Source organism: Rhizobium sp. No.120, from assembly GCF_054558365.1.
The window spans coordinates 276685-294068 of sequence record NZ_BAAJNQ010000004.1; the positions used below are offsets into that span (position 1 = coordinate 276685).

Annotated in this window: 17 protein-coding genes; 10 read left to right on the top strand and 7 right to left on the bottom strand. The window is 59.4% G+C overall.

Annotation, left to right across the window (positions count from 1 at the left end; genetic code table 11):
- The first annotated feature begins 10 nt into the window (after positions 1-10).
- The 4 genes from ACYJRZ_RS15210 (at position 11) to ACYJRZ_RS15225 (ending at position 2290) form a co-directional block, all read left to right on the top strand.
- Positions 11-403, top strand: a complete 393-nt coding sequence (locus ACYJRZ_RS15210) for a DUF779 domain-containing protein (protein ID WP_459460083.1) — start codon at positions 11-13, stop codon at positions 401-403.
- Between the two features lie 93 nt (positions 404-496).
- The gene (locus tag ACYJRZ_RS15215) at positions 497-1093 is read left to right on the top strand and encodes a DJ-1/PfpI family protein (RefSeq protein WP_459460085.1); all 597 of its coding nucleotides are present in this window, start codon (positions 497-499) and stop codon (positions 1091-1093) included.
- Between the two features lie 20 nt (positions 1094-1113).
- Positions 1114-1464: a ribbon-helix-helix domain-containing protein gene (locus tag ACYJRZ_RS15220; RefSeq protein ID WP_459460087.1), complete on the top strand. Its 351-nt coding sequence runs from the start codon at positions 1114-1116 to the stop codon at positions 1462-1464.
- Between the two features lie 247 nt (positions 1465-1711).
- Positions 1712-2290 (top strand): hypothetical protein, encoded by a 579-nt coding sequence (locus tag ACYJRZ_RS15225; protein ID WP_459460089.1) that lies wholly within the window; start codon positions 1712-1714, stop codon positions 2288-2290.
- On the opposite strand, the gene ACYJRZ_RS15230 is transcribed toward ACYJRZ_RS15225, so the two are convergent.
- On the bottom strand, positions 2266-2904 hold the full coding sequence (locus tag ACYJRZ_RS15230) for a TetR/AcrR family transcriptional regulator (protein ID WP_459460091.1): 639 nt from the start codon (positions 2902-2904) through the stop codon (positions 2266-2268). The genes ACYJRZ_RS15225 and ACYJRZ_RS15230 overlap by 25 nt on opposite strands.
- Before the next feature lie 61 nt (positions 2905-2965).
- On the opposite strand from ACYJRZ_RS15230, the gene ACYJRZ_RS15235 reads away from it, so the two are divergent.
- The 3 genes from ACYJRZ_RS15235 (at position 2966) to ACYJRZ_RS15245 (ending at position 5699) form a co-directional block, all read left to right on the top strand.
- On the top strand, positions 2966-3898 hold the full coding sequence (locus tag ACYJRZ_RS15235; RefSeq protein ID WP_459460093.1) for an alpha/beta hydrolase family protein: 933 nt from the start codon (positions 2966-2968) through the stop codon (positions 3896-3898).
- A 150-nt stretch (positions 3899-4048) separates the two neighbouring features.
- Entirely contained in the window at positions 4049-4354 is a 306-nt protein-coding gene (locus ACYJRZ_RS15240; RefSeq protein ID WP_459460095.1) for a zinc ribbon domain-containing protein YjdM, read from the top strand.
- Between the two features lie 343 nt (positions 4355-4697).
- Positions 4698-5699: an aldo/keto reductase gene (locus tag ACYJRZ_RS15245; protein WP_459460097.1), complete on the top strand. Its 1002-nt coding sequence runs from the start codon at positions 4698-4700 to the stop codon at positions 5697-5699.
- Between the two features lie 248 nt (positions 5700-5947).
- On the opposite strand, the gene katG is transcribed toward ACYJRZ_RS15245, so the two are convergent.
- Entirely contained in the window at positions 5948-8146 is a 2199-nt protein-coding gene (gene katG / locus ACYJRZ_RS15250) for a catalase/peroxidase HPI (protein WP_459460099.1), read from the bottom strand.
- A gap of 341 nt (positions 8147-8487) precedes the next feature.
- On the opposite strand from katG, the gene ACYJRZ_RS15255 reads away from it, so the two are divergent.
- The gene (locus tag ACYJRZ_RS15255; RefSeq protein WP_459460101.1) at positions 8488-9462 is read left to right on the top strand and encodes a LysR substrate-binding domain-containing protein; all 975 of its coding nucleotides are present in this window, start codon (positions 8488-8490) and stop codon (positions 9460-9462) included.
- 152 nt (positions 9463-9614) lie between these two features.
- The gene (locus ACYJRZ_RS15260; RefSeq protein WP_459460103.1) at positions 9615-10166 is read left to right on the top strand and encodes a glycine zipper 2TM domain-containing protein; all 552 of its coding nucleotides are present in this window, start codon (positions 9615-9617) and stop codon (positions 10164-10166) included.
- Positions 10167-11050: 884 nt separating this feature from the next.
- On the opposite strand, the gene ACYJRZ_RS15265 is transcribed toward ACYJRZ_RS15260, so the two are convergent.
- The 5 genes from ACYJRZ_RS15265 to ACYJRZ_RS15285 form a co-directional block, all read right to left on the bottom strand.
- The gene (locus tag ACYJRZ_RS15265) at positions 11051-12232 is read right to left on the bottom strand and encodes a M20 aminoacylase family protein (RefSeq protein WP_459460105.1); all 1182 of its coding nucleotides are present in this window, start codon (positions 12230-12232) and stop codon (positions 11051-11053) included.
- A gap of 75 nt (positions 12233-12307) precedes the next feature.
- On the bottom strand, positions 12308-13099 hold the full coding sequence (locus ACYJRZ_RS15270) for an amino acid ABC transporter ATP-binding protein (RefSeq protein WP_459460107.1): 792 nt from the start codon (positions 13097-13099) through the stop codon (positions 12308-12310).
- On the bottom strand, positions 13096-14040 hold the full coding sequence (locus ACYJRZ_RS15275; RefSeq protein ID WP_459460109.1) for an amino acid ABC transporter permease: 945 nt from the start codon (positions 14038-14040) through the stop codon (positions 13096-13098). The genes ACYJRZ_RS15270 and ACYJRZ_RS15275 overlap by 4 nt, the downstream gene beginning before the upstream one ends.
- Complete coding sequence (locus ACYJRZ_RS15280; RefSeq protein ID WP_459460111.1) at positions 14037-14927, bottom strand: ABC transporter substrate-binding protein; 891 nt, start codon at positions 14925-14927, stop codon at positions 14037-14039. The genes ACYJRZ_RS15275 and ACYJRZ_RS15280 overlap by 4 nt, the downstream gene beginning before the upstream one ends.
- Before the next feature lie 46 nt (positions 14928-14973).
- On the bottom strand, positions 14974-15951 hold the full coding sequence (locus ACYJRZ_RS15285) for an ABC transporter substrate-binding protein (RefSeq protein ID WP_459460113.1): 978 nt from the start codon (positions 15949-15951) through the stop codon (positions 14974-14976).
- A gap of 100 nt (positions 15952-16051) precedes the next feature.
- On the opposite strand from ACYJRZ_RS15285, the gene ACYJRZ_RS15290 reads away from it, so the two are divergent.
- Entirely contained in the window at positions 16052-17383 is a 1332-nt protein-coding gene (locus ACYJRZ_RS15290; protein ID WP_459460115.1) for an aminotransferase-like domain-containing protein, read from the top strand.
- Position 17384: the final 1 nt, after the last annotated feature.

The window sequence follows — 17384 nt, forward strand, 5'->3', positions numbered from 1 at the left end:
GAGGATCATCATGGACGATAGTGGATCGCAGCCGCGTGTGCTTGCGACCGACAAGGCGCTCGAGCTCATCCGCGAGATACAAAAGGACTATCCCGATATCCTGTTTCATCAGTCGGGCGGCTGTTGCGACGGCTCTTCGCCGATGTGCTATCCGGCAGGCGAATTCATGATCGGTGACAATGACGTCAAGCTCGGCGAAATTGGTGGCGTGCCCGTCTATATCAGCGGGAGCCAGTTCGAGGCCTGGAAGCACACGCAGCTCATCATCGATGTGGTACCCGGTCGCGGCGGCATGTTCTCCCTCGACAATGGGCGGGAGAAGCGATTTCTGACCCGCTCGCGTCTCTTCGGCGGTGCTGAAGCCTGCGCAATCCCGGACATCAGCCGTTCGCCGGCGCAATAGGCAGGGCCATAAATGGCGTGTAGTATTCGCCTAATACCCGCAACCGCAGGCGCTTTGCTAGACTGCCGTCCGTTGGTTTTGAGGGAGGAAGCGATGCCAGCAGCAAAGATCTTGATGATCACCGGTGATTTCACCGAGGACTACGAAACCATGGTGCCGTTCCAGACGCTGCTTGCCTGCGGCTATACGGTCCATGCCGTCTGCCCGGGCAAGAATGCCGGTGAGACGGTGGCAACTGCTATTCATGATTTCGAGGGCGACCAGACCTATTCCGAGAAACGTGGTCACAATTTCGCATTGAATGCGACCTTCGCCAGCATCCGCGCTCAGGATTATGACGCCCTTGTCGTTCCCGGCGGCCGCGCACCAGAATATCTGCGCCTTAATCCCGATGTGATCAAGGCGGTCCAGCACTTCTTCGAGGCGGGCAAGCCGGTTGCGGCCATTTGCCATGGCGCGCAATTGCTGGCGGCTGCGGGTGTTCTCAAGGGGCGCACCTGCTCGGCCTATCCTGCCTGCCGTCCTGAGGTGGAGCTTGCCGGCGGCACCTATGCCGATATTGCTATCAATGACGCGGTCGCCGACGGCAATCTCGTCACCGCACCGGCCTGGCCGGCGCATCCGGCATGGCTGCGCCAATTCATGGCCGTGCTCGATGCGAGCGCATTGTCGGAAGCAACCGCCGCTTGAAGCTGAAAAGGGAGGCGCGCATGTGCGAATTGTTCGTCAAGGCCGATGCCAGGCTCTGGGAAAGCACCACGCGCTCCCTACGCATCGACGGAATGGTGACTAGCGTCAGATTGGAAAATTTCTTCTGGTCGAAGCTGGAGGAAATCGCCCGGCGTGACAGCATGAATGTGGTGCAGCTCATTACCAAGCTGCATCATGAGTCGATCGACGCCGGCCACGATCTCGGCAATTTCACCTCGTTCCTGCGGGTCTGCTGCGCACGCTATCTCGACCTGCAGCTGGCCGGCGACATTTCGAGCGATCTTTCCCAGCCCATCGCTGGCGTCGATGCTCCTGCCATTCTTGGGCGTGAACGTCTGAAGTATCATTGATCCTATCGACACGGCAGCGCCGCTATCCGTAAATCTTCGCACGGCCCGTTTTATGATGTCCGCTGTGCCGATAATTATTCTTGTGGCGACATACAACTTATAGGTATGCTTCTCGCCGAAACATATCCTGGGTTATTCAAACTTTAACTAACTTCCGGTAGCAATCGAGTCATCGACTATCGCATGAGGCATAGAGCTTTGCGTCAGGCTTCCATGAGGGAGAGGCTGTGGCGTTTGAGGATAAGCGATGACCTTGATTTCAAATGCGCCCTCGGCGGCTTTGGCCAGTCTCCAGCAATTGAATAAAGTCACGACAATATCGAAGCAGCTTCCGTCCGCCGCCGATAGCCTTATTGCGGTGGCGACCGGCCAGACGAACAAGGTAGCCGTTTCCAAGCAGCCCACTCAGGCCCAGTCGAAAGTTTCGGAAGCCATGTTCAGCATGAGCAAGGACAGCATCGCGAAGCAGAAGCTTGATCTTATCGAGCGGACGGGTCGGGCTCTTGGGGTCGAACGAAGCGACTATTCCTCCATGGACGAGTTTGTTGCAGCTATGAAAAAGGTCTACGGCGAGATCAAGGTGCAGCCTGGTGGCATGGGGGCGTTGCGTGCGCTTGAAAGGCAGCTCGGGCTCGATAAACTTGGCCTGACGATCGCAGACGTTATCGAGAGCGCTCAAGATGGCGGCAGCAACGACAAGGTCACGAAAGCCTTCGAAAGACAGGCGAAGAAAGAAAAGGACGAGGCGAGCGGAACCGGATCGGATCAGGCTATCCAGATTGATACCGCTGCTGCCAATCTCTACGGCCTGCTTTCGTTCAACTGACTTGATTTGTCAGTCCCTGAATCCAACTCCGGCGATGCTATCAGACGATTTCTGATAAGCTCGGCCGCCGCATCCGCCGCAGTTTCCATGTAGCTCGGATCGCGATGGAGCAGGACTACGGCAAATGAACCGTCAAGGAGCAGCATGATCTGGCGCGCGAGCGGCAGGGAATCCTTGCCGGCTCCAGCTTCTATAAAGGTCGAAGCCAGCCAATCCTCGACGCGCTTCTTGTGGGCGCGCGCCGCAACCACGGCCGGATGGCCGGGAAGGTTGATGAGCTCCACCGAAGTCCGCAGGAAGCCGCAGCCTTGCCATTTGGCGCTGCGTGCCGATTCTGCCAGATGGCGGAAAATGCCGGCAACCTTCTCGGCGGTATCGCCTTTCGTTTCCTCAAACCAGCGTTTGAAGAACACGAGGTTCGGCTCGTCGCGCGCCTGCAGATGGGCCGCGATCAGGTCGTCCTTGCTGCGGAAATGATAATAGAGGGTACGCTTGGTGACGCCTGCCTTTTCGGCAATGACATCGACGCTGATCGCGCGGATGCCATCGCGATGGAACAGTTTTCCGGCCGCCTGAAGAATACGTTCGCGTGTCGGCTGCGAGCTAGCTTTCATGGCTCAATGTATACCGGGTAGTGAATATACACAATGCGGTGATCGCCTCATCTTGGTGGCCATGAGCGAGCAACACATTCCATCATCCTCGGAACTGCGCAGCCAGCAGATTTCCATTTCATGCGATGACGGCGTCGTCCTCGGCGGCCATCTCTGGCTTGCGAAGACAGCTAGGCCGGAGGGCAGCGTGATCATTAATTCGGCCACGGGCGTACTTGCGCGCTACTATCATCGCTATGCGCAATTTCTGGCCCAGCATGGCTTCGATGTCCTGACCTACGATTATCGCGGTATCGGGCAATCGCGCCCGTTACAGCTGCGCGGCACGGGCTATCGCTGGCGCGATTGGGGCGAGCGGGATTTCGATGCCGCGCTTAAATGGACGGCTAGCCATCATCGCAGCGGCCGATTGATGGTGGTTGGCCATAGCGTCGGCGGTTTCCTGCCGGGACTGGCCGAAAGTGCCCCGATGATCGACAGGATGCTGACGGTCGGTGCCCAATATGCCTGGTGGGGCGACTACAGGCCGTGCCGGCGCGCCGCCCTCTTTCTCAAATGGCATGTCGTTATGCCCGCAGTGACAGCGCTTTGCGGCTATTTTCCGGGCCGCCGGCTCGGCTGGCTGGAGGACCTGCCCAAGGGCGTGGCAAATGAGTGGAGCTTTCGCAGGCCCCGGTTCGAGTGGAGCCATCCTGCGGCGGAAAGGGAGGATGCTTTGCGGCGAATGGCTGCGGTCCGAGCGCCGATCCTCGCGATCGCGGTTTCGGACGATGAACTCGGCACGGTACCGGCGGTTCGCCGTACGCTCCGCTATTATACCGGCACACAGTCCCTCGTGGTACAGTTGTGCCCTATTGATCTCGGCCGCGACAGGATCGGTCACTTCGGCCTGTTTCACGACAGCTATAAAGAGAGTTTCTGGACCGACACGCTGACGTGGCTCTGTCATGGACGCAATCCCTGGTCGGTCTCGGAGGTGAAACTGGAAGATTAAGGCTCTCCCCAGGGCCGCGGGTTTGCGCGGATGCCTGTGTTGCATAGTCTGATCGTCTCGGATAGACGCCATTTTCGGATCATGACTGAGATGCAGGCCAGGCATTTGCCGGCTTTCGAATATTTGAAAAATCGTAGGATGGAGATTGGGATGACCGGGCAAAATGACGAATATGTCTATGATGAGGTGAGCGGCGAGTGGCGGCCGGCTGCGGAAATGGCGGCTGCGGCTGCCGCCACCGAGCTTGTCGTGCTCGATGCGAGCGGCAACGTGCTTGCCGATGGCGACTCCGTCACTCTCATCAAGGATCTGAAGGTGAAAGGCGCCAACCAGACCCTGAAGCAGGGTACGGTCATCAAGTCCATTCGACTGACGGACAATCCTGAAGAAGTCGATTGCCGTTACGACGGTATCAAGGGTTTGGTTCTCCGCACTGAGTTCATACGCAAGCGCTAGACCATTGCGACGAGTCGATCACTCGGGCCGGCATATGATGCCGGCAAGTTGGATGAAACCGGGAAAGCTGGGGCGAACTTGTCTCTCATGTTCCCGCTAGCCGCTCCGGTGAGGATTGAACCCGGCCGGGTGATCATGAATGGTGCCCTGCTATAGCAAGGTCATGCGGTGAGGGAAGAACAATTCCTCCCTTTCTGCGCGGTTGCAAAATTGAACGATATCGAGCCGATTATCCGGATTCCCGAATTGTAAAATTGTAAATTGGTGCTTATCTCCTTTGCTAGATGCTTTTACATAACCTGTACGGGTATGTAACGGTTGCAGGCCGGCTGGGGGATTATGCATGCATCTTGAAGACTATGCCGCACTCGGCCGCTCGGAGTTGCGCGTCAGTCCGCTAGCGCTCGGAACCATGACTTTCAACAAGGGAGGCGTCTGGCCATCCCGTGAAAACCAGCCTGCGGCGGTTCTGGCACGCTATCTCGAACTCGGTGGCAACTACCTCGATACCGGCAATGGAGCGATCAAAGCGGGCGGCCAGACGGTTGTCGGCAGCTATATCGCACAGAACTCGATCAGGCGTGACGATCTTGTCATCGCTGCCAAATTCAATGTCGAATGGGATGGTGAAACAGCTGGCCGTAAAGCCGTGATAGCCGGTTTCGAGCAGGCCCTTCGACGGCTGCGCACCGATTACCTCGACCTTTATTGGCTGGACAATTGGGACATTCAGGCGCCTCTGGAAGATATATTGGCGGCGCTCCACGATCTCGTCCAGTCCGGAAAACTGCGTTATTTCGGCATTTCCGATGCCCCTGCCTGGAAGGTGGCGCATGCGCACCTCCTGGCGCAATCCAATGGCTGGGCTCGGTTCATTGGTCTGCAGATCGAATATTCGCTTGCAGCGAGGCTGTTTGAAAACGAGCTCATTCCGCTGGCACGAGGATTGGGGCTCGGCGTTGTCTCCCATTCACCTCTGAGTGGCGGTCTCATTAGCGGCAAATATAAGCGTGCCAATAATCCGAGCATGAGGCGGGGCATTGCGGCGCAATTGGCGCAAAGGCCCGACGAGCAGGATCTTGAAATCGTGGACGCCTTGTTCCGCGTCGCCGACGAGCTTGGTACGACAACGGCACGCGTGGCTCTTGCCTGGGCAATGGGACGCCTTGGCGTATCTTCCACGATTATCGGGGTTCATACGCTGGAACAACTCAATGAGGATATCGGCGCGCTTGATGTCCAACTCTCGCCCGAACAGACGGCGACGCTGGATGCGCTTACGATCCCCAATCCCGTCATGACCCTGCCGCTGCACAATGCCGCGCCGCTGAGCTGCGTCGATTGAGCTGCAGCCTGCAAGAGGAAGCGATGCCGGGCGGGTCCTGGGGGTCGCAGCAGCTTTCCTGGTGGTGCCCTGCGCCTCCCTCTCGCTTGCGATTGCGGCTTTGCCGCAGGCAATTGATCGAGACGATCTGGCTTTCTCTTAAATGAGCTATGCGGACCGAGTAACCTTAGCGAAGGCAGAAGAGCCGCGATCGATGTGTGCAGGAACGCGGCCGTGACGGTCGCGTTCCTGCATATTGTTCAATCACATCAAGCGATGTCGAAGCGATCGGCGTTCATGACCTTGGTCCATGCCGCAACGAAGTCCTGGACGAACTTCTTCTCGGCACCGGCCTGGCCGTAGACTTCGGCGATCGCGCGCAGCTGCGAGTTGGAGCCGAAAACGAGATCGACGCGTGTTGCGGTCCACTTCACGTCGCCGGTTGCGCGGTCGCGGCCCTCGAAGACGTCCTTGGCATCCGAAACCGCCTTCCACTCCGTGCCCATGTCGAGCAGGTTCACGAAGAAGTCGTTAGTCAGGGTTTCCGGACGCTTGGTGAAGACACCGTGCTGGCTCTGGCCGACATTGGCGTTCAGCACACGCAGGCCGCCGATGAGGGCGGTCATTTCCGGAGCCGTCAGCGTCAGAAGCTGCGCCTTGTCGATCAGCAGCTCTTCGGAAGAGACGGTGTAGGCCTGCCGCTGATAGTTGCGGAAACCGTCGACGATCGGTTCGAGAACGGCAAAGGCATCGACATCGGTCTGTTCCTGTGTCGCATCGGTACGCCCCGGAGCGAAGGGAACAGCCACATCGTGGCCGGCCTTCTTCGCAGCCTGCTCAATGGCAACCGAACCGCCGAGAACGATGAGATCGGCGAGCGATACCTTCTTGCTGCCGGTCTGGGCATCGTTGAACTTCTTCTGGATGCCTTCGAGCGTTGCCAGCACGGAAGCGAGCTGGGCCGGCTGGTTGGCTTCCCAGTCCTTCTGCGGAGCGAGACGAATGCGGGCGCCGTTGGCACCGCCGCGCTTGTCGGAGCCGCGGAAGGTGGAAGCAGAAGCCCAGGCAGTCGAAACCAGCTGCGGGATGGTCAGGCCCGACGTGGCAATCTCGCCCTTGAGGGTGGCGACATCGTTGGCATCTATCGCTGCATGATCGGCCGAGGGGACCGGGTCCTGCCAGATGAGCTCTTCGCTCGGCACTTCCGGACCGAGATAACGAGCGCGCGGCCCCATGTCGCGATGGGTCAGCTTGAACCATGCGCGGGCGAAGGCATCGGCGAATTCGTCCGGATTTTCGAAGAACCGACGGGAAATCTTTTCATAGGCCGGATCGAAACGCAGGGCGAGGTCGGTGGTCAGCATGGCGGGAGCGTGACGCTTGGACTTGTCGTGCGCGTCCGGGATCGAGCCGGCGCCCGCGCCGTGCTTCGGCACCCACTGATGCGCGCCGGCGGGGCTCTTCGTCAGTTCCCATTCATAGCCAAACAGGTTCCAGAAGAAGTTGTTGCTCCACTTGGTTGGAGTCGAGGTCCAAGTGACTTCGAGACCGCTGCCGATCGTGTCGCCGCCCTTGCCGGTGCCGAAGCTGTTCTTCCAGCCGAGGCCCTGTTCTTCGATGCCGGCGGCTTCCGGCTCTGGGCCGACATGGGCTGCATCGCCGGCGCCATGGGTCTTGCCGAAGGTGTGCCCGCCGGCAATGAGGGCAACGGTTTCCTCATCGTTCATCGCCATGCGGGCGAAGGTTTCGCGGATGTCGCGTGCGGCTGCAAGCGGGTCCGGATTGCCGTTCGGTCCCTCAGGATTGACGTAGATGAGACCCATCTGCACGGCTGCGAGCGGGTTTTCCAGATTGCGGTCGCCGCTGTAGCGCTTGTCGCCGAGCCAGGTATCTTCCGCGCCCCAGTAAATATCTTCTTCCGGCTCCCAGACATCTTCGCGACCGCCGCCGAAACCGAAGGTCTTGAAGCCCATGGATTCCAGCGCGACATTACCGGTGAGGATCATCAGATCGGCCCAGGAGATGCTGTTGCCGTATTTCTGCTTGATCGGCCACAGCAGGCGGCGGGCCTTGTCGAGGTTGACGTTATCCGGCCAGCTGTTGAGCGGAGCGAAACGCTGCGTGCCGGAGGAGGCGCCGCCGCGGCCGTCGCCGGTGCGGTATGTGCCGGCGCTATGCCAGGCCATGCGGATGAAGAGCGGGCCGTAATGACCGAAGTCGGCCGGCCACCACTCCTGCGAATCCGTCATAAGGGCGGTGAGGTCCTTCTTCAGGGCCGCCAGGTCGAGCTTCTTGAATTCCTCGGCATAGTTGAATGCCTTACCCATCGGGCTGGAAAGCGCGGAATTCTGGTGAAGGATCCGAAGGTTCAGCTGATTCGGCCACCAGTCCCGGTTCGAACGCGCGGAAACACTCGTGTTTCCATGCGGAAACGGACATTTGCCGGCAGTTTCGACTTTTGTATCCATGATACTCTCCCTTACGATGATTTGATTTGTGACGACCGGAGAAGGAGCTTTGCCCGCCCGCCGGGACATGGCCCGGTTCTAAAACGGGTATGGCAGCGACATGACAGGCGCATGAATCTCTCGTTGTTCTGGCCTCGCGTGAAACGGAGACGTGGAAGCAGGCAAAGCTTGGGTCCCCTGCCTTCCGACCGGCCCGTGCATCGATGAATTGAACGCAGTCAACGCCCTTCCTATGAGCTTCGTATGACAGGCGGCCACATCTCATCTTTGCTGCGGCACTATAGCCAAGGCTTTCCATTAATTTAAGTTGGATTTCCTGATTGGGGCGATAAGATGCGCTTATGGCAAACTTCACGCTTAAACAGCTTCGTTATTTCGAAGCGTTGGCCCGGCTCGGCCACTTCGGACGCGCCGCCGATCTATGCTCGATCTCTCAGCCCGCCTTGTCGATGCAGATCAAGGAGCTGGAGGAGCAGCTCGGCACGAACCTCTTCGAAAGAGGCGCTCGTCAGGTCCGGTTGACCAATTTCGGCGAGGCCTTCGCTATCCGCGTCCGGGACATCCTGCGCTCCGTCGATGAGCTGGGAGATCTCGCCCGCGCATCGCATAATCAGCCTGTAGGACGGTTGCGCATCGGCATCATCCCCACGGTCGCGCCCTATCTGCTGCCGAGCATCATCGGTAATCTCTCTCGCATCTACGACGGGCTGGATATCCATGTGCGCGAGACCCTGACCTCGAAGCTGGTCGAGGAGCTGGAGGAGGGGAGGCTGGACACGGCGATTGTCGCTTTGCCCGTCTCCGAGACATCTCTGACGGAAGTGCCGTTGTTTGCGGAAAACTTCGTGTTGGTGCGACCGAGCGAGGACGAGGGCAAGCCGGTGCCCAACCGGGAGGCGCTTCGCGAAATGCGGCTGCTGCTGCTGGAGGAAGGGCACTGCTTCCGCGACCAGGCTCTTTCTTTCTGTAACATCCATTCAGCCTTGCCGCGCGAACTGATGGACGGCAGTTCACTGTCGACGCTGGTGCAAATGGTCAGCGCCGGCATCGGCGTCACTTTGATACCGGAGATGGCGGTCGCGGTGGAAACTCGTTCCGCCTCGGTGTCGACCGTGCGTTTCCAAAGCCCGCAGCCCTCGCGCACCATCGGCATGATCTGGCGTAAGACAAGCCCTCTGGCCAAACAGCTCATGCAGATTTCAGAAGTGGTGCGCGAGGCGGCCGACGCCATGCGCGAACAGCATGATTCGATCGGACGCGCGCAGGATCTGGAACTTGATAGGCGAGAGCGGGCAACCCATGGGGGAATGGCGTAGCCCATGGGCATGGGGTGTCCGCGCGGAAGGAAGCCGACGCGATCCCCTCATATCGGGACGGAAAGATCCCGTTAACCGTGTTTTCTTACGAAGATTTATGGATAACAAGTCATGTTTCAGGAGATCCGACTTCTTCTTGAAAGGCATGTGCAATGTTGCATCCCGAAACTTCCGGCTTCTCTTTTCGTAAAACCTGCCTGCGTCTGACATTGCTTGCTCCCATCGCCGCTATCGCGATGGTGCCCGTCGCCAGCCATGCCCAGGAACAGACACTGCTTAACGGCCAGAATATTGGTACAGTGGGTGGGGCTGTCGCCGGAGGTCTTGTCGGCAACAAGCTCGGCGGTAAGAAGCATAAGACACTCGGGACGATCGCAGGTGTCGTCGGCGGTGCGGTTGCTGGCAGAATGGTCGGCAACATGGTCGACAACCGGAATTCGCAGTATGGTCAACCGATGCAACAGGCAATGCCGATGCAAGCTGATCAAAATATTGATCCGCAAGCTACCGGCAGCATTGCCAATGACGGCGCCGCTTCCTTGTTAACGGGTCGGAACATCGGCGCCGTCGGCGGTGCCATTGCAGGCGGCATCGCCGGCAACAAGCTTTCGGGCAAGAAACACAAGACCTCCGGAACGATTGCTGGCGCAGTGGGCGGCGGCCTGCTTGGTGGGGTCGTTGGCAACATGGTCGGCGGTCAGTAAAACGTCATCGTAACGCGCTCGGCGGCGGCCGAGGGTGCGACAGAGATATCGTCCAGCAACCCTTGACGATTCGCTGGATTGGCTTGAAAGCACGAGTGCCGAAGTGGGCGGGCGAGGGCCGAGTTCCTCGTCCCGCCCAACGTCGTGTGATCTTGCTATTCTGGCCGATATGCGCCCCATCGGCTCAAGATTGTTCCGAACACCAAACATCTCGTCTGGCTGTGCTGGAGGCGCCGGGCTTTGGATAGCCGCGCCAATGCGGACGACGATCCTCCCTTCAAGATCACCTTTAACGGATTTTCCCGTGGTGACGGTTGCACGAATCCACAAGGTCGCAAGCGGGATCAATCCCACCACCATTGAAGGCTGACTGACGGATATCCGAACCCGCATCTTCATCTGCCGCCAATCTTTCCACAAGCGGCTATATTTCAAACGATTGAAAATATTTTAATCGTTTAAATAATTTAATGCCTTGATTTACAAAGGAACTCCTCCATGTCATGCCAGTGACGCATGGCAATGGAGGTCGTGATGCAAGAGTTTGAAAACGTAAGAAATGAAATTCCTACGTATGTGATTGATCGCCTCGAAAACGAATGGCGGGTAATGCAGACTCAGAATGTGCAGCTGGAAACCGGGCCGGAGAGGGAAGCGTCTGGAAATACAGCGCCCGCAACGAGCGATAGTCTCGGATCTCTCGATAAGTAGTATTTATAGAGGCAGGAATCGCACCGCACTCGCCCGTCTAACGGTGCTATTGAAAGCATCGCATTCCGCCTTTTTCCATGACATCCAGAAAACGGATCAGCCCCGGCTTCTTGCCAGGGCTGTCGTTTATCGTGGCGTCGCCGGCTCCCGGTGCGATCGAGACAAGAGCCGGTTCAGGCGTCGAGATAGCGCTCGGTCAGGCGTGCCCACATGGCAGCACCGACGGTGAGGCTTTCATCGGCGAAATCATATTTGGCGCTGTGGAGAATGGCCGAATTCAAGCCATTGCCGAGGCGCAGGAAGCTGCCAGGCTTATGCTCCAGATAATGCGAGAAATCTTCGCTGCCGGGGATCAGGCCGCAGGTGGTGACCTTGTCGGCGCCGACAAGTTCCTCGGCCACCATCCGTGCGAATTCCGTTTCCTTCTCCGAGTTGACGACGACCGGGTGTCCGTGGACGTAGTCGATCTCGGCGCTAGCGCCATAGCCGTCTGCGATAGAGGCCGTCAGTTTGCGGATGCGGGCCTCGAGCAGCTCGCGCACCTTCGGATCGAAGGAGCGGACCGTGAGTAGCATCTTCGCGCTTTCTGGAATGACGTTCGAGGCTTCGCCGGCGTGGATGGCACCGACGGTCACGACCGCTGTCTGGGTCGGGTCGACGCTGCGGGCAACGATCGTCTGCAGGCTGACAACGAGGTTGCAGGCGACAACAACCGGGTCGATGGTCAAATGCGGCCGCGAGGCATGGCCGCCTTTGCCTGTGATGGTGATCTCGACCGTATCGGCGGCGGCCATCAGCGGGCCGGAGCGTAACAGCCACGTACCTTCCGCAGCACCCGGATGATTGTGCAGCCCGTAAATGACGTCGAAGGGGAAGCGTTCGAACAGCCCGTCCTTGATCATCGCAGGAGCGCCGCTGACCGCGCCTGCCTCTTCGGCCGGCTGGAAGATCAGGTTCACGGTGCCGTTGAAGCGGCGGGTGCGAGCGAGATATTCAGCGGCTCCCAACAATATGGCGGTGTGTCCATCGTGACCGCAGGCGTGCATCTTGCCTGGCGTCTTACTTGCGTAAGTGGCGCCGGTCTGCTCGGTGATCGGCAGGGCGTCCATATCGGCGCGGATCGCGATGCTCTTCTTACCGGCTCCAACAGTCATGCGCGCAACGACGCCATGGCCGCCGACATTGCGCGTCACCTCATAGCCCCATCCCTCCAGCTTCTCGGCGACGAAACGCGCCGTTTCCGCCTCTTCGAAGGATAGCTCGGGATTGGCGTGCAGATGCCGGCGGATGCCGGTCAATTCGGCCTTCATCGGTTCGAAATCGGAAAGGCGGGCGAAATCGTTGTCGAGGGTCATGGCTATTCCAATGGTTCGCTTGAGCCGCCATCCGCCATACAGCGTGCGGGCTTCACTGATGATATGTGTGTCGCGCTAGATGAAGCGCGACAGGAAGCTTCTGGTACGCGGATGCTGCGGATTGCCGATCACATCCTCGGGCGTGCCCTGCTCAACGATCTTGCCGCCATCCATGAAGACGACGCGGTCCGCAGCTTCGCGGGCAAAGCCGATCTCGTGGGTCACGACGATCATCGTGAGGCCCTGTTTTGCAAGGTCGCGCATGGTCGCGAGCACTTCGCCGACCAGCTCCGGATCGAGCGCCGAGGTCGGTTCGTCGAAGAGCATCAGCTTCGGCTTGATCGCCAGCGCTCGGGCGATTGCGACGCGCTGCTGCTGCCCGCCGGAGAGTTGCCGGGGGTAGTTATGAGCCTTGGCCGAAAGCCCGACGCGATCAAGCAGCGCCAGCGCATTCTCGGTCGCCTGCTTGCGGCTTTCGCCATGGATGCCGATCGGCGCTTCGATGACATTCTGCAGCGCCGTCATATGCGGATAGAGGTTGAACTGCTGGAACACCATGCCGATTTTGCGCCGCTGCAGCGCGATCGCATGGTTGGAGAGCTTGACCAGCCTGCCCTTGTTCAGCTGGTAGCCGATCTGCTCGCCATCGACTTCGATCGAGCCACTGTTGATCGCTTCCAGATGGTTGATACAGCGCAGGAAGGTCGACTTGCCGGAACCGGAAGGGCCGAGGATGACGACCACTTCACCCGGCATCACATCGAGGTCGATGCCTTTCAAGACTTCGAGATGTTCGAAGGACTTGTGGACGTTGCGCGCCCGTACCAGCGGGCTGACCTTGACGACTGAGTTCATCGGAGCGTTCATTGGCCCGCCTCCTGTGCCGGCACAAGCGCCGGCGCGCTCTCCGTTGCCGTCTTCGTCCCGCCGGAGCGGCGGTCGGCGCGGCTGTAGTAGCGCTCGATGTAGCTCTGGCCGATGTTGAGCATCGAGGTGATCAGCAGATACCAGATGACGGCGACGAGCAGCATCGGAATGACTTCGAAGGTGCGGTTATAGATCGACTGCACGGAGTAGAGCAGGTCGGCCATGGCGATGACGCTGACGAGCGAGGTCGCCTTGATCATGCTGATGAGCTGATTGCCCGTCGGCGGCACGATGGAGCGCATGGCCTGCGGGATGATGATGCGCCGCAGCGCCCGGATGCGTGTCATGCCGAAGGCCTCGGCGGTCTCGAATTGGCCTCTGTCGACCGAAAGCAGGCCGCCTCGGATGATCTCGGCCATATAGGCGGCTTCATTGAGGGCGAGGCCGGCGATCGCAGCCGTCATCGGGCTGATGACGGAATTCGTGTCCCAGCTGACGAAGGTCGGGCCGAAGGGAATGCCGATCGACAGCGTCGGGAAGAGCGTCGAGAGATTGTACCAAAAGATCAGCTGCACGAGCAGCGGCGTGCCGCGGAAGAACCAGATGAACAGCGAGGCGAGCGTGCTTGCCAACCTGTCCTTGGACATGCGGGCGATCGCCAATAGCAGGCCAAGGGCGATGCCGAGCGCCATGGCTACGATGGTCAGGCCGAGTGAAACATACAGGCCGCTGATAACGACAGGATCGAAGAAATATTGCCCGACGACATGCCAGCCGAAGTTTTCATTGCGGGCGACCGACCATGCCCAATAGGCCGCGATCGCAAGGGTGACGACCCAGGCCGCCACACGACCCTTCGGGAACGGCGTGTGGGCATTCGCCACATCCCGTTCCCACACATCGCCTTCGGGCGATGCGATGTTTCCGGCGTTCCTACTCATTTCGGCAACGTCCCGCCAAGATTGATACCGGGTTCCTTGATCATGTTATTCTCAAGGCCCCACTTCTTCATGATGGCGGCATAGGTGCCATTGTCCATAAGAAGTTTGACGGCATCCTTGAGGATGGGGCCGAGCGGCGAGCCCTTCGGCACGACGGCGCCCTGATAGAGATCCTCGAAACCGTTCTTCTGGCCGACGCCCGTCAGTTCGAGCTGGCCGTTCGCCTGCGAGACGAAATAGGTGAGGGGGGCCTGCGAGGAGAAGAAGGCGTCCGAACGCTTGGAGCGGACGGCGAGGATCGAGCTGGGCTGGTCGGTGAAGGACTGGACCTCGATCGCGCCCTTACCATCTGTTTTGCACTTCTCAGCCTGAACCTGGATCACCTTTTCCGCCGAGCCTCCAGCCATGACGGCGATGCGCTGGCCGCAGGCGCTGTCGAGCGAGGTGATGCCCTTCGGATTGCCCTTCTGAACGGCGAAGACAACGAATTCCTGTACCCAGTCGACGAAATCGTTGGCTTCCTCGCGGCTCTTAAAATCGCCGATCGGACCGAAAGCGAATTGATAGCGGCCGGAATTGATGCCGGCGAGGATCGCAGGCAGGCCGCTGACGCTTTCATGCTCGATCTTCACGCCAAGCACCTCGCCGATCGCATCGGTCAGATCGGCACTGGCGCCCGTCAGCTTGGTGCCGGTGACGATTTCGTAGGGAGGGAAGGAGCCGTTATTGACCGAGATCATCTTGCCGGAGGTGCGGATTGCCTCTGGCAGCTTGGCCTGCAGGTCCTTGTTGACCAAAAGTTTCGGCAGGCTCGCATCCTCAGCAAAGGCAGCACCCGACATTATCAGGCTTGCCAGGGCGACGTAGGTCATTTTTTTCAGCGACATGTTCATTCCCCTTTTTGCTTTGTGTCTCTGATTTTTCAGTCGGTGGTCAGGCAGCGCTCGTCCGGCTGCCGTCAACGTCGAACGGGAAGAGTTCCTCCGGGGTCATCAGCCGCGGCAGGATGCCCTGCACATGCAGCTCCTTGGCGAAATCCGCGATCATCTTGCGGTTGGCGGCAAAGCCGCTCGCATCCCAGCCTTCGGGCAGCTCGGTTGCCGATTTCAGGAGTTCGTCGAGCATGAAGGGCGTGGTGTCGGCATATTTGCGCCGCTTGCTGAGCCACATACGCTGCGATTCATCGATGAGAGCGCTCAGTTCGCCGATGACCCATGGATGTTCGGCGACGAACTCCGCCTTGAAACCAATCAGGTGCATACCTGGTACATAGCCCACATCGGCAAAATAGCGATGCTCGGCAGCCCGGAAATCCGGCAGAAGCTGGCGGAAGCCGGAATTGCCAGCGAAATAGCCGTCCGGCATGAAAGGCGTGAAGATTGCGTCGAGTTTGCCTTCCTTCAGCAAATCCACCATCGGCCTTTCGCCAAGTGCTGCTTCGATGCGGCCGGGGCGGCCGAAGCCGTCGAGGCGGTCGGTGATCGGATGGGCTTCGGTCAGGCGGCCGGCATACCACATGGCATCTTCGACGCCGACGCCCTCGCGGCGCAGCGCCGCCCGCGTCCAGGTATTGCCGGAGTCGCGCCAGCCGGTGACACCGATGCGCTTGCCGGCCAATTGGGCGAAGCTCGTGATCGGGCTGTCCTTGGTGGTGATGACGCATCGGTGGCGGAAGCCGCGCATGATGAAGTTTGGGATGCCGACCACACTCTCATCACTATCGATGCGCAGCTGCGTGTATCGGCTGAACGAGGTTTCGGCCGCGTCATAGGTGTCGCTCTTGCCGACATGGGAGACTAGCGTGCCGACCCGATCCACCTTGATGTCGAGCTTGGGGGAGGAGACGTCACCCAGGACCAGAGGGGTCATATAGTCCCAGTCACGCAGGGCAAGGCGGAGAGTAAGGGGCATGAAATTCACTCGCAGGAAAACTTGTTTTCTCAACGAGTAAATGTTCAATATAGGTCGATCAAATGTTATTACGTTATTGAACATTAAAAATGGTGCAAAAATGGGCGAAGAGCGGGATGCGAAATGGTTTGCCTCGAAATTGAGCGACGATCGGACCATCCGCGGCATCGCACTCGAGACAAGTGCGCTCATTCGCGCCGGTGCCTTACCGGTTGGTACCAAGCTGCCGCCGATCCGTGACCTTGCCTTTGCCCTTGGGGTGAGCCCGGCGACCCTGTCGGAAGCCTGGAGTGAACTCAGGCGCCAGAAGATCATAAGCGGGCGTGGCAGGAATGGCACATGGGTCAGCGGCGACCGCTTTGTCGCCCAGCCGGCCCGGCTTGCAAGCGTTGGTGATTATGGCTCCGGCGCCCTCAATCTGACTGCTGCCGTTCCCGATGTGCAGCTGCTGCCGAAGCTCGAGGCGGCGATGGCTCATGGCGCTTCGGCGGAAAATCTGAACAGCTACGAGCGCAGCCGAATTCTGCCGGAACTGGAGAGCGAAGTCAGAAAGACCTGGCCCTACGAGCCGGAGGCGTTCCTGGCGACCAATGGCGGCTATAATGCCGTCTACACCTTGATCAACGCCCTGGTCATGCCGGGTGCCGCTGTCGCGATCGAAGACCCCACAGGCATGCGGCTTCTCGATATTCTCGAGGATCGCGGTGCGCGCATCATTCCGGTGAAAAGCGACGAGGAGGGGCCGCTGCCGGCCTCGCTTGAGGAAGCGCTGAAATATCGCCCGGTTGCCTTCATCTTTCAGCCGCGCATCCATTCCGTCACCGGCCAAAGCGTCAGCGCTGCACGCATGATAGGGATCGCCGACATCCTTCGCGACAAGGATACATTGATCGTGGAAGACGATGGTATCGGAGATATCTCGATCGCGCCGCGCCATTCCCTCGGGCATCTTTTTCCCGATCGGGTCATCCATATCCTGTCGTTTTCGAAGACGCATGGGCCGGATCTCCGGCTCGCGGTCTTGTCGAGCTCGCGGGCGATCATCGACCAGATCCAGTCCTATCGCAGCTTCAGCTCCGGCTGGACCAGCCGTATTTTGCAGGGGGCGGCGGCCTGGCTACTGCGCGATCCGGCAACTGCGTCGTGCCTCGATCATGCCCGCAGGACCTATCGGGAACGCCGCGCAGGCCTTATCAATGCGCTTCGCGAGCGTGGCGTCGATGCGTGGCATGGCGAAGGATTATGTGCCTGGGTGCCGGTCTCGTCGGAACCCTTCGCAATGGTGACGCTGGCTGCTCGGGGTATTGCAGTGCATCCCGGTGCCAAGTTCTCGGTCCTGCCCAGCAGCCATTTGCGCGTCGCGACGGCCAATCTCTCGGAGCGGCGCGAGGAGGTTGCCGATGCAATCGCACTTGCCGCCGTTCACACGTGAT

What these genes read in the sequence shown, in the direction of transcription:
- ACYJRZ_RS15235 (WP_459460093.1), top strand. Translation starts at nt 2,966, where the DNA reads ATGAGCGAGCAACACATTCCATCATCCTCGGAACTGCGCAGCCAGCAG.
- ACYJRZ_RS15270 (WP_459460107.1), bottom strand. Translation starts at nt 13,099, where the DNA reads ATGAACGCTCCGATGAACTCAGTCGTCAAGGTCAGCCCGCTGGTACGG.
- ACYJRZ_RS15280 (WP_459460111.1), bottom strand. Translation starts at nt 14,927, where the DNA reads ATGTCGCTGAAAAAAATGACCTACGTCGCCCTGGCAAGCCTGATAATG.
- ACYJRZ_RS15290 (WP_459460115.1), top strand. Translation starts at nt 16,052, where the DNA reads ATGGGCGAAGAGCGGGATGCGAAATGGTTTGCCTCGAAATTGAGCGAC.
- katG (WP_459460099.1), bottom strand. Translation starts at nt 8,146, where the DNA reads ATGGATACAAAAGTCGAAACTGCCGGCAAATGTCCGTTTCCGCATGGA.
- ACYJRZ_RS15215 (WP_459460085.1), top strand. Translation starts at nt 497, where the DNA reads ATGCCAGCAGCAAAGATCTTGATGATCACCGGTGATTTCACCGAGGAC.
- ACYJRZ_RS15210 (WP_459460083.1), top strand. Translation starts at nt 11, where the DNA reads ATGGACGATAGTGGATCGCAGCCGCGTGTGCTTGCGACCGACAAGGCG.
- ACYJRZ_RS15255 (WP_459460101.1), top strand. Translation starts at nt 8,488, where the DNA reads ATGGCAAACTTCACGCTTAAACAGCTTCGTTATTTCGAAGCGTTGGCC.
- ACYJRZ_RS15225 (WP_459460089.1), top strand. Translation starts at nt 1,712, where the DNA reads ATGACCTTGATTTCAAATGCGCCCTCGGCGGCTTTGGCCAGTCTCCAG.
- ACYJRZ_RS15275 (WP_459460109.1), bottom strand. Translation starts at nt 14,040, where the DNA reads ATGAGTAGGAACGCCGGAAACATCGCATCGCCCGAAGGCGATGTGTGG.
- ACYJRZ_RS15245 (WP_459460097.1), top strand. Translation starts at nt 4,698, where the DNA reads ATGCATCTTGAAGACTATGCCGCACTCGGCCGCTCGGAGTTGCGCGTC.
- ACYJRZ_RS15260 (WP_459460103.1), top strand. Translation starts at nt 9,615, where the DNA reads ATGTTGCATCCCGAAACTTCCGGCTTCTCTTTTCGTAAAACCTGCCTG.
- ACYJRZ_RS15265 (WP_459460105.1), bottom strand. Translation starts at nt 12,232, where the DNA reads ATGACCCTCGACAACGATTTCGCCCGCCTTTCCGATTTCGAACCGATG.
- ACYJRZ_RS15230 (WP_459460091.1), bottom strand. Translation starts at nt 2,904, where the DNA reads ATGAAAGCTAGCTCGCAGCCGACACGCGAACGTATTCTTCAGGCGGCC.
- ACYJRZ_RS15285 (WP_459460113.1), bottom strand. Translation starts at nt 15,951, where the DNA reads ATGCCCCTTACTCTCCGCCTTGCCCTGCGTGACTGGGACTATATGACC.
- ACYJRZ_RS15240 (WP_459460095.1), top strand. Translation starts at nt 4,049, where the DNA reads ATGACCGGGCAAAATGACGAATATGTCTATGATGAGGTGAGCGGCGAG.
- ACYJRZ_RS15220 (WP_459460087.1), top strand. Translation starts at nt 1,114, where the DNA reads ATGTGCGAATTGTTCGTCAAGGCCGATGCCAGGCTCTGGGAAAGCACC.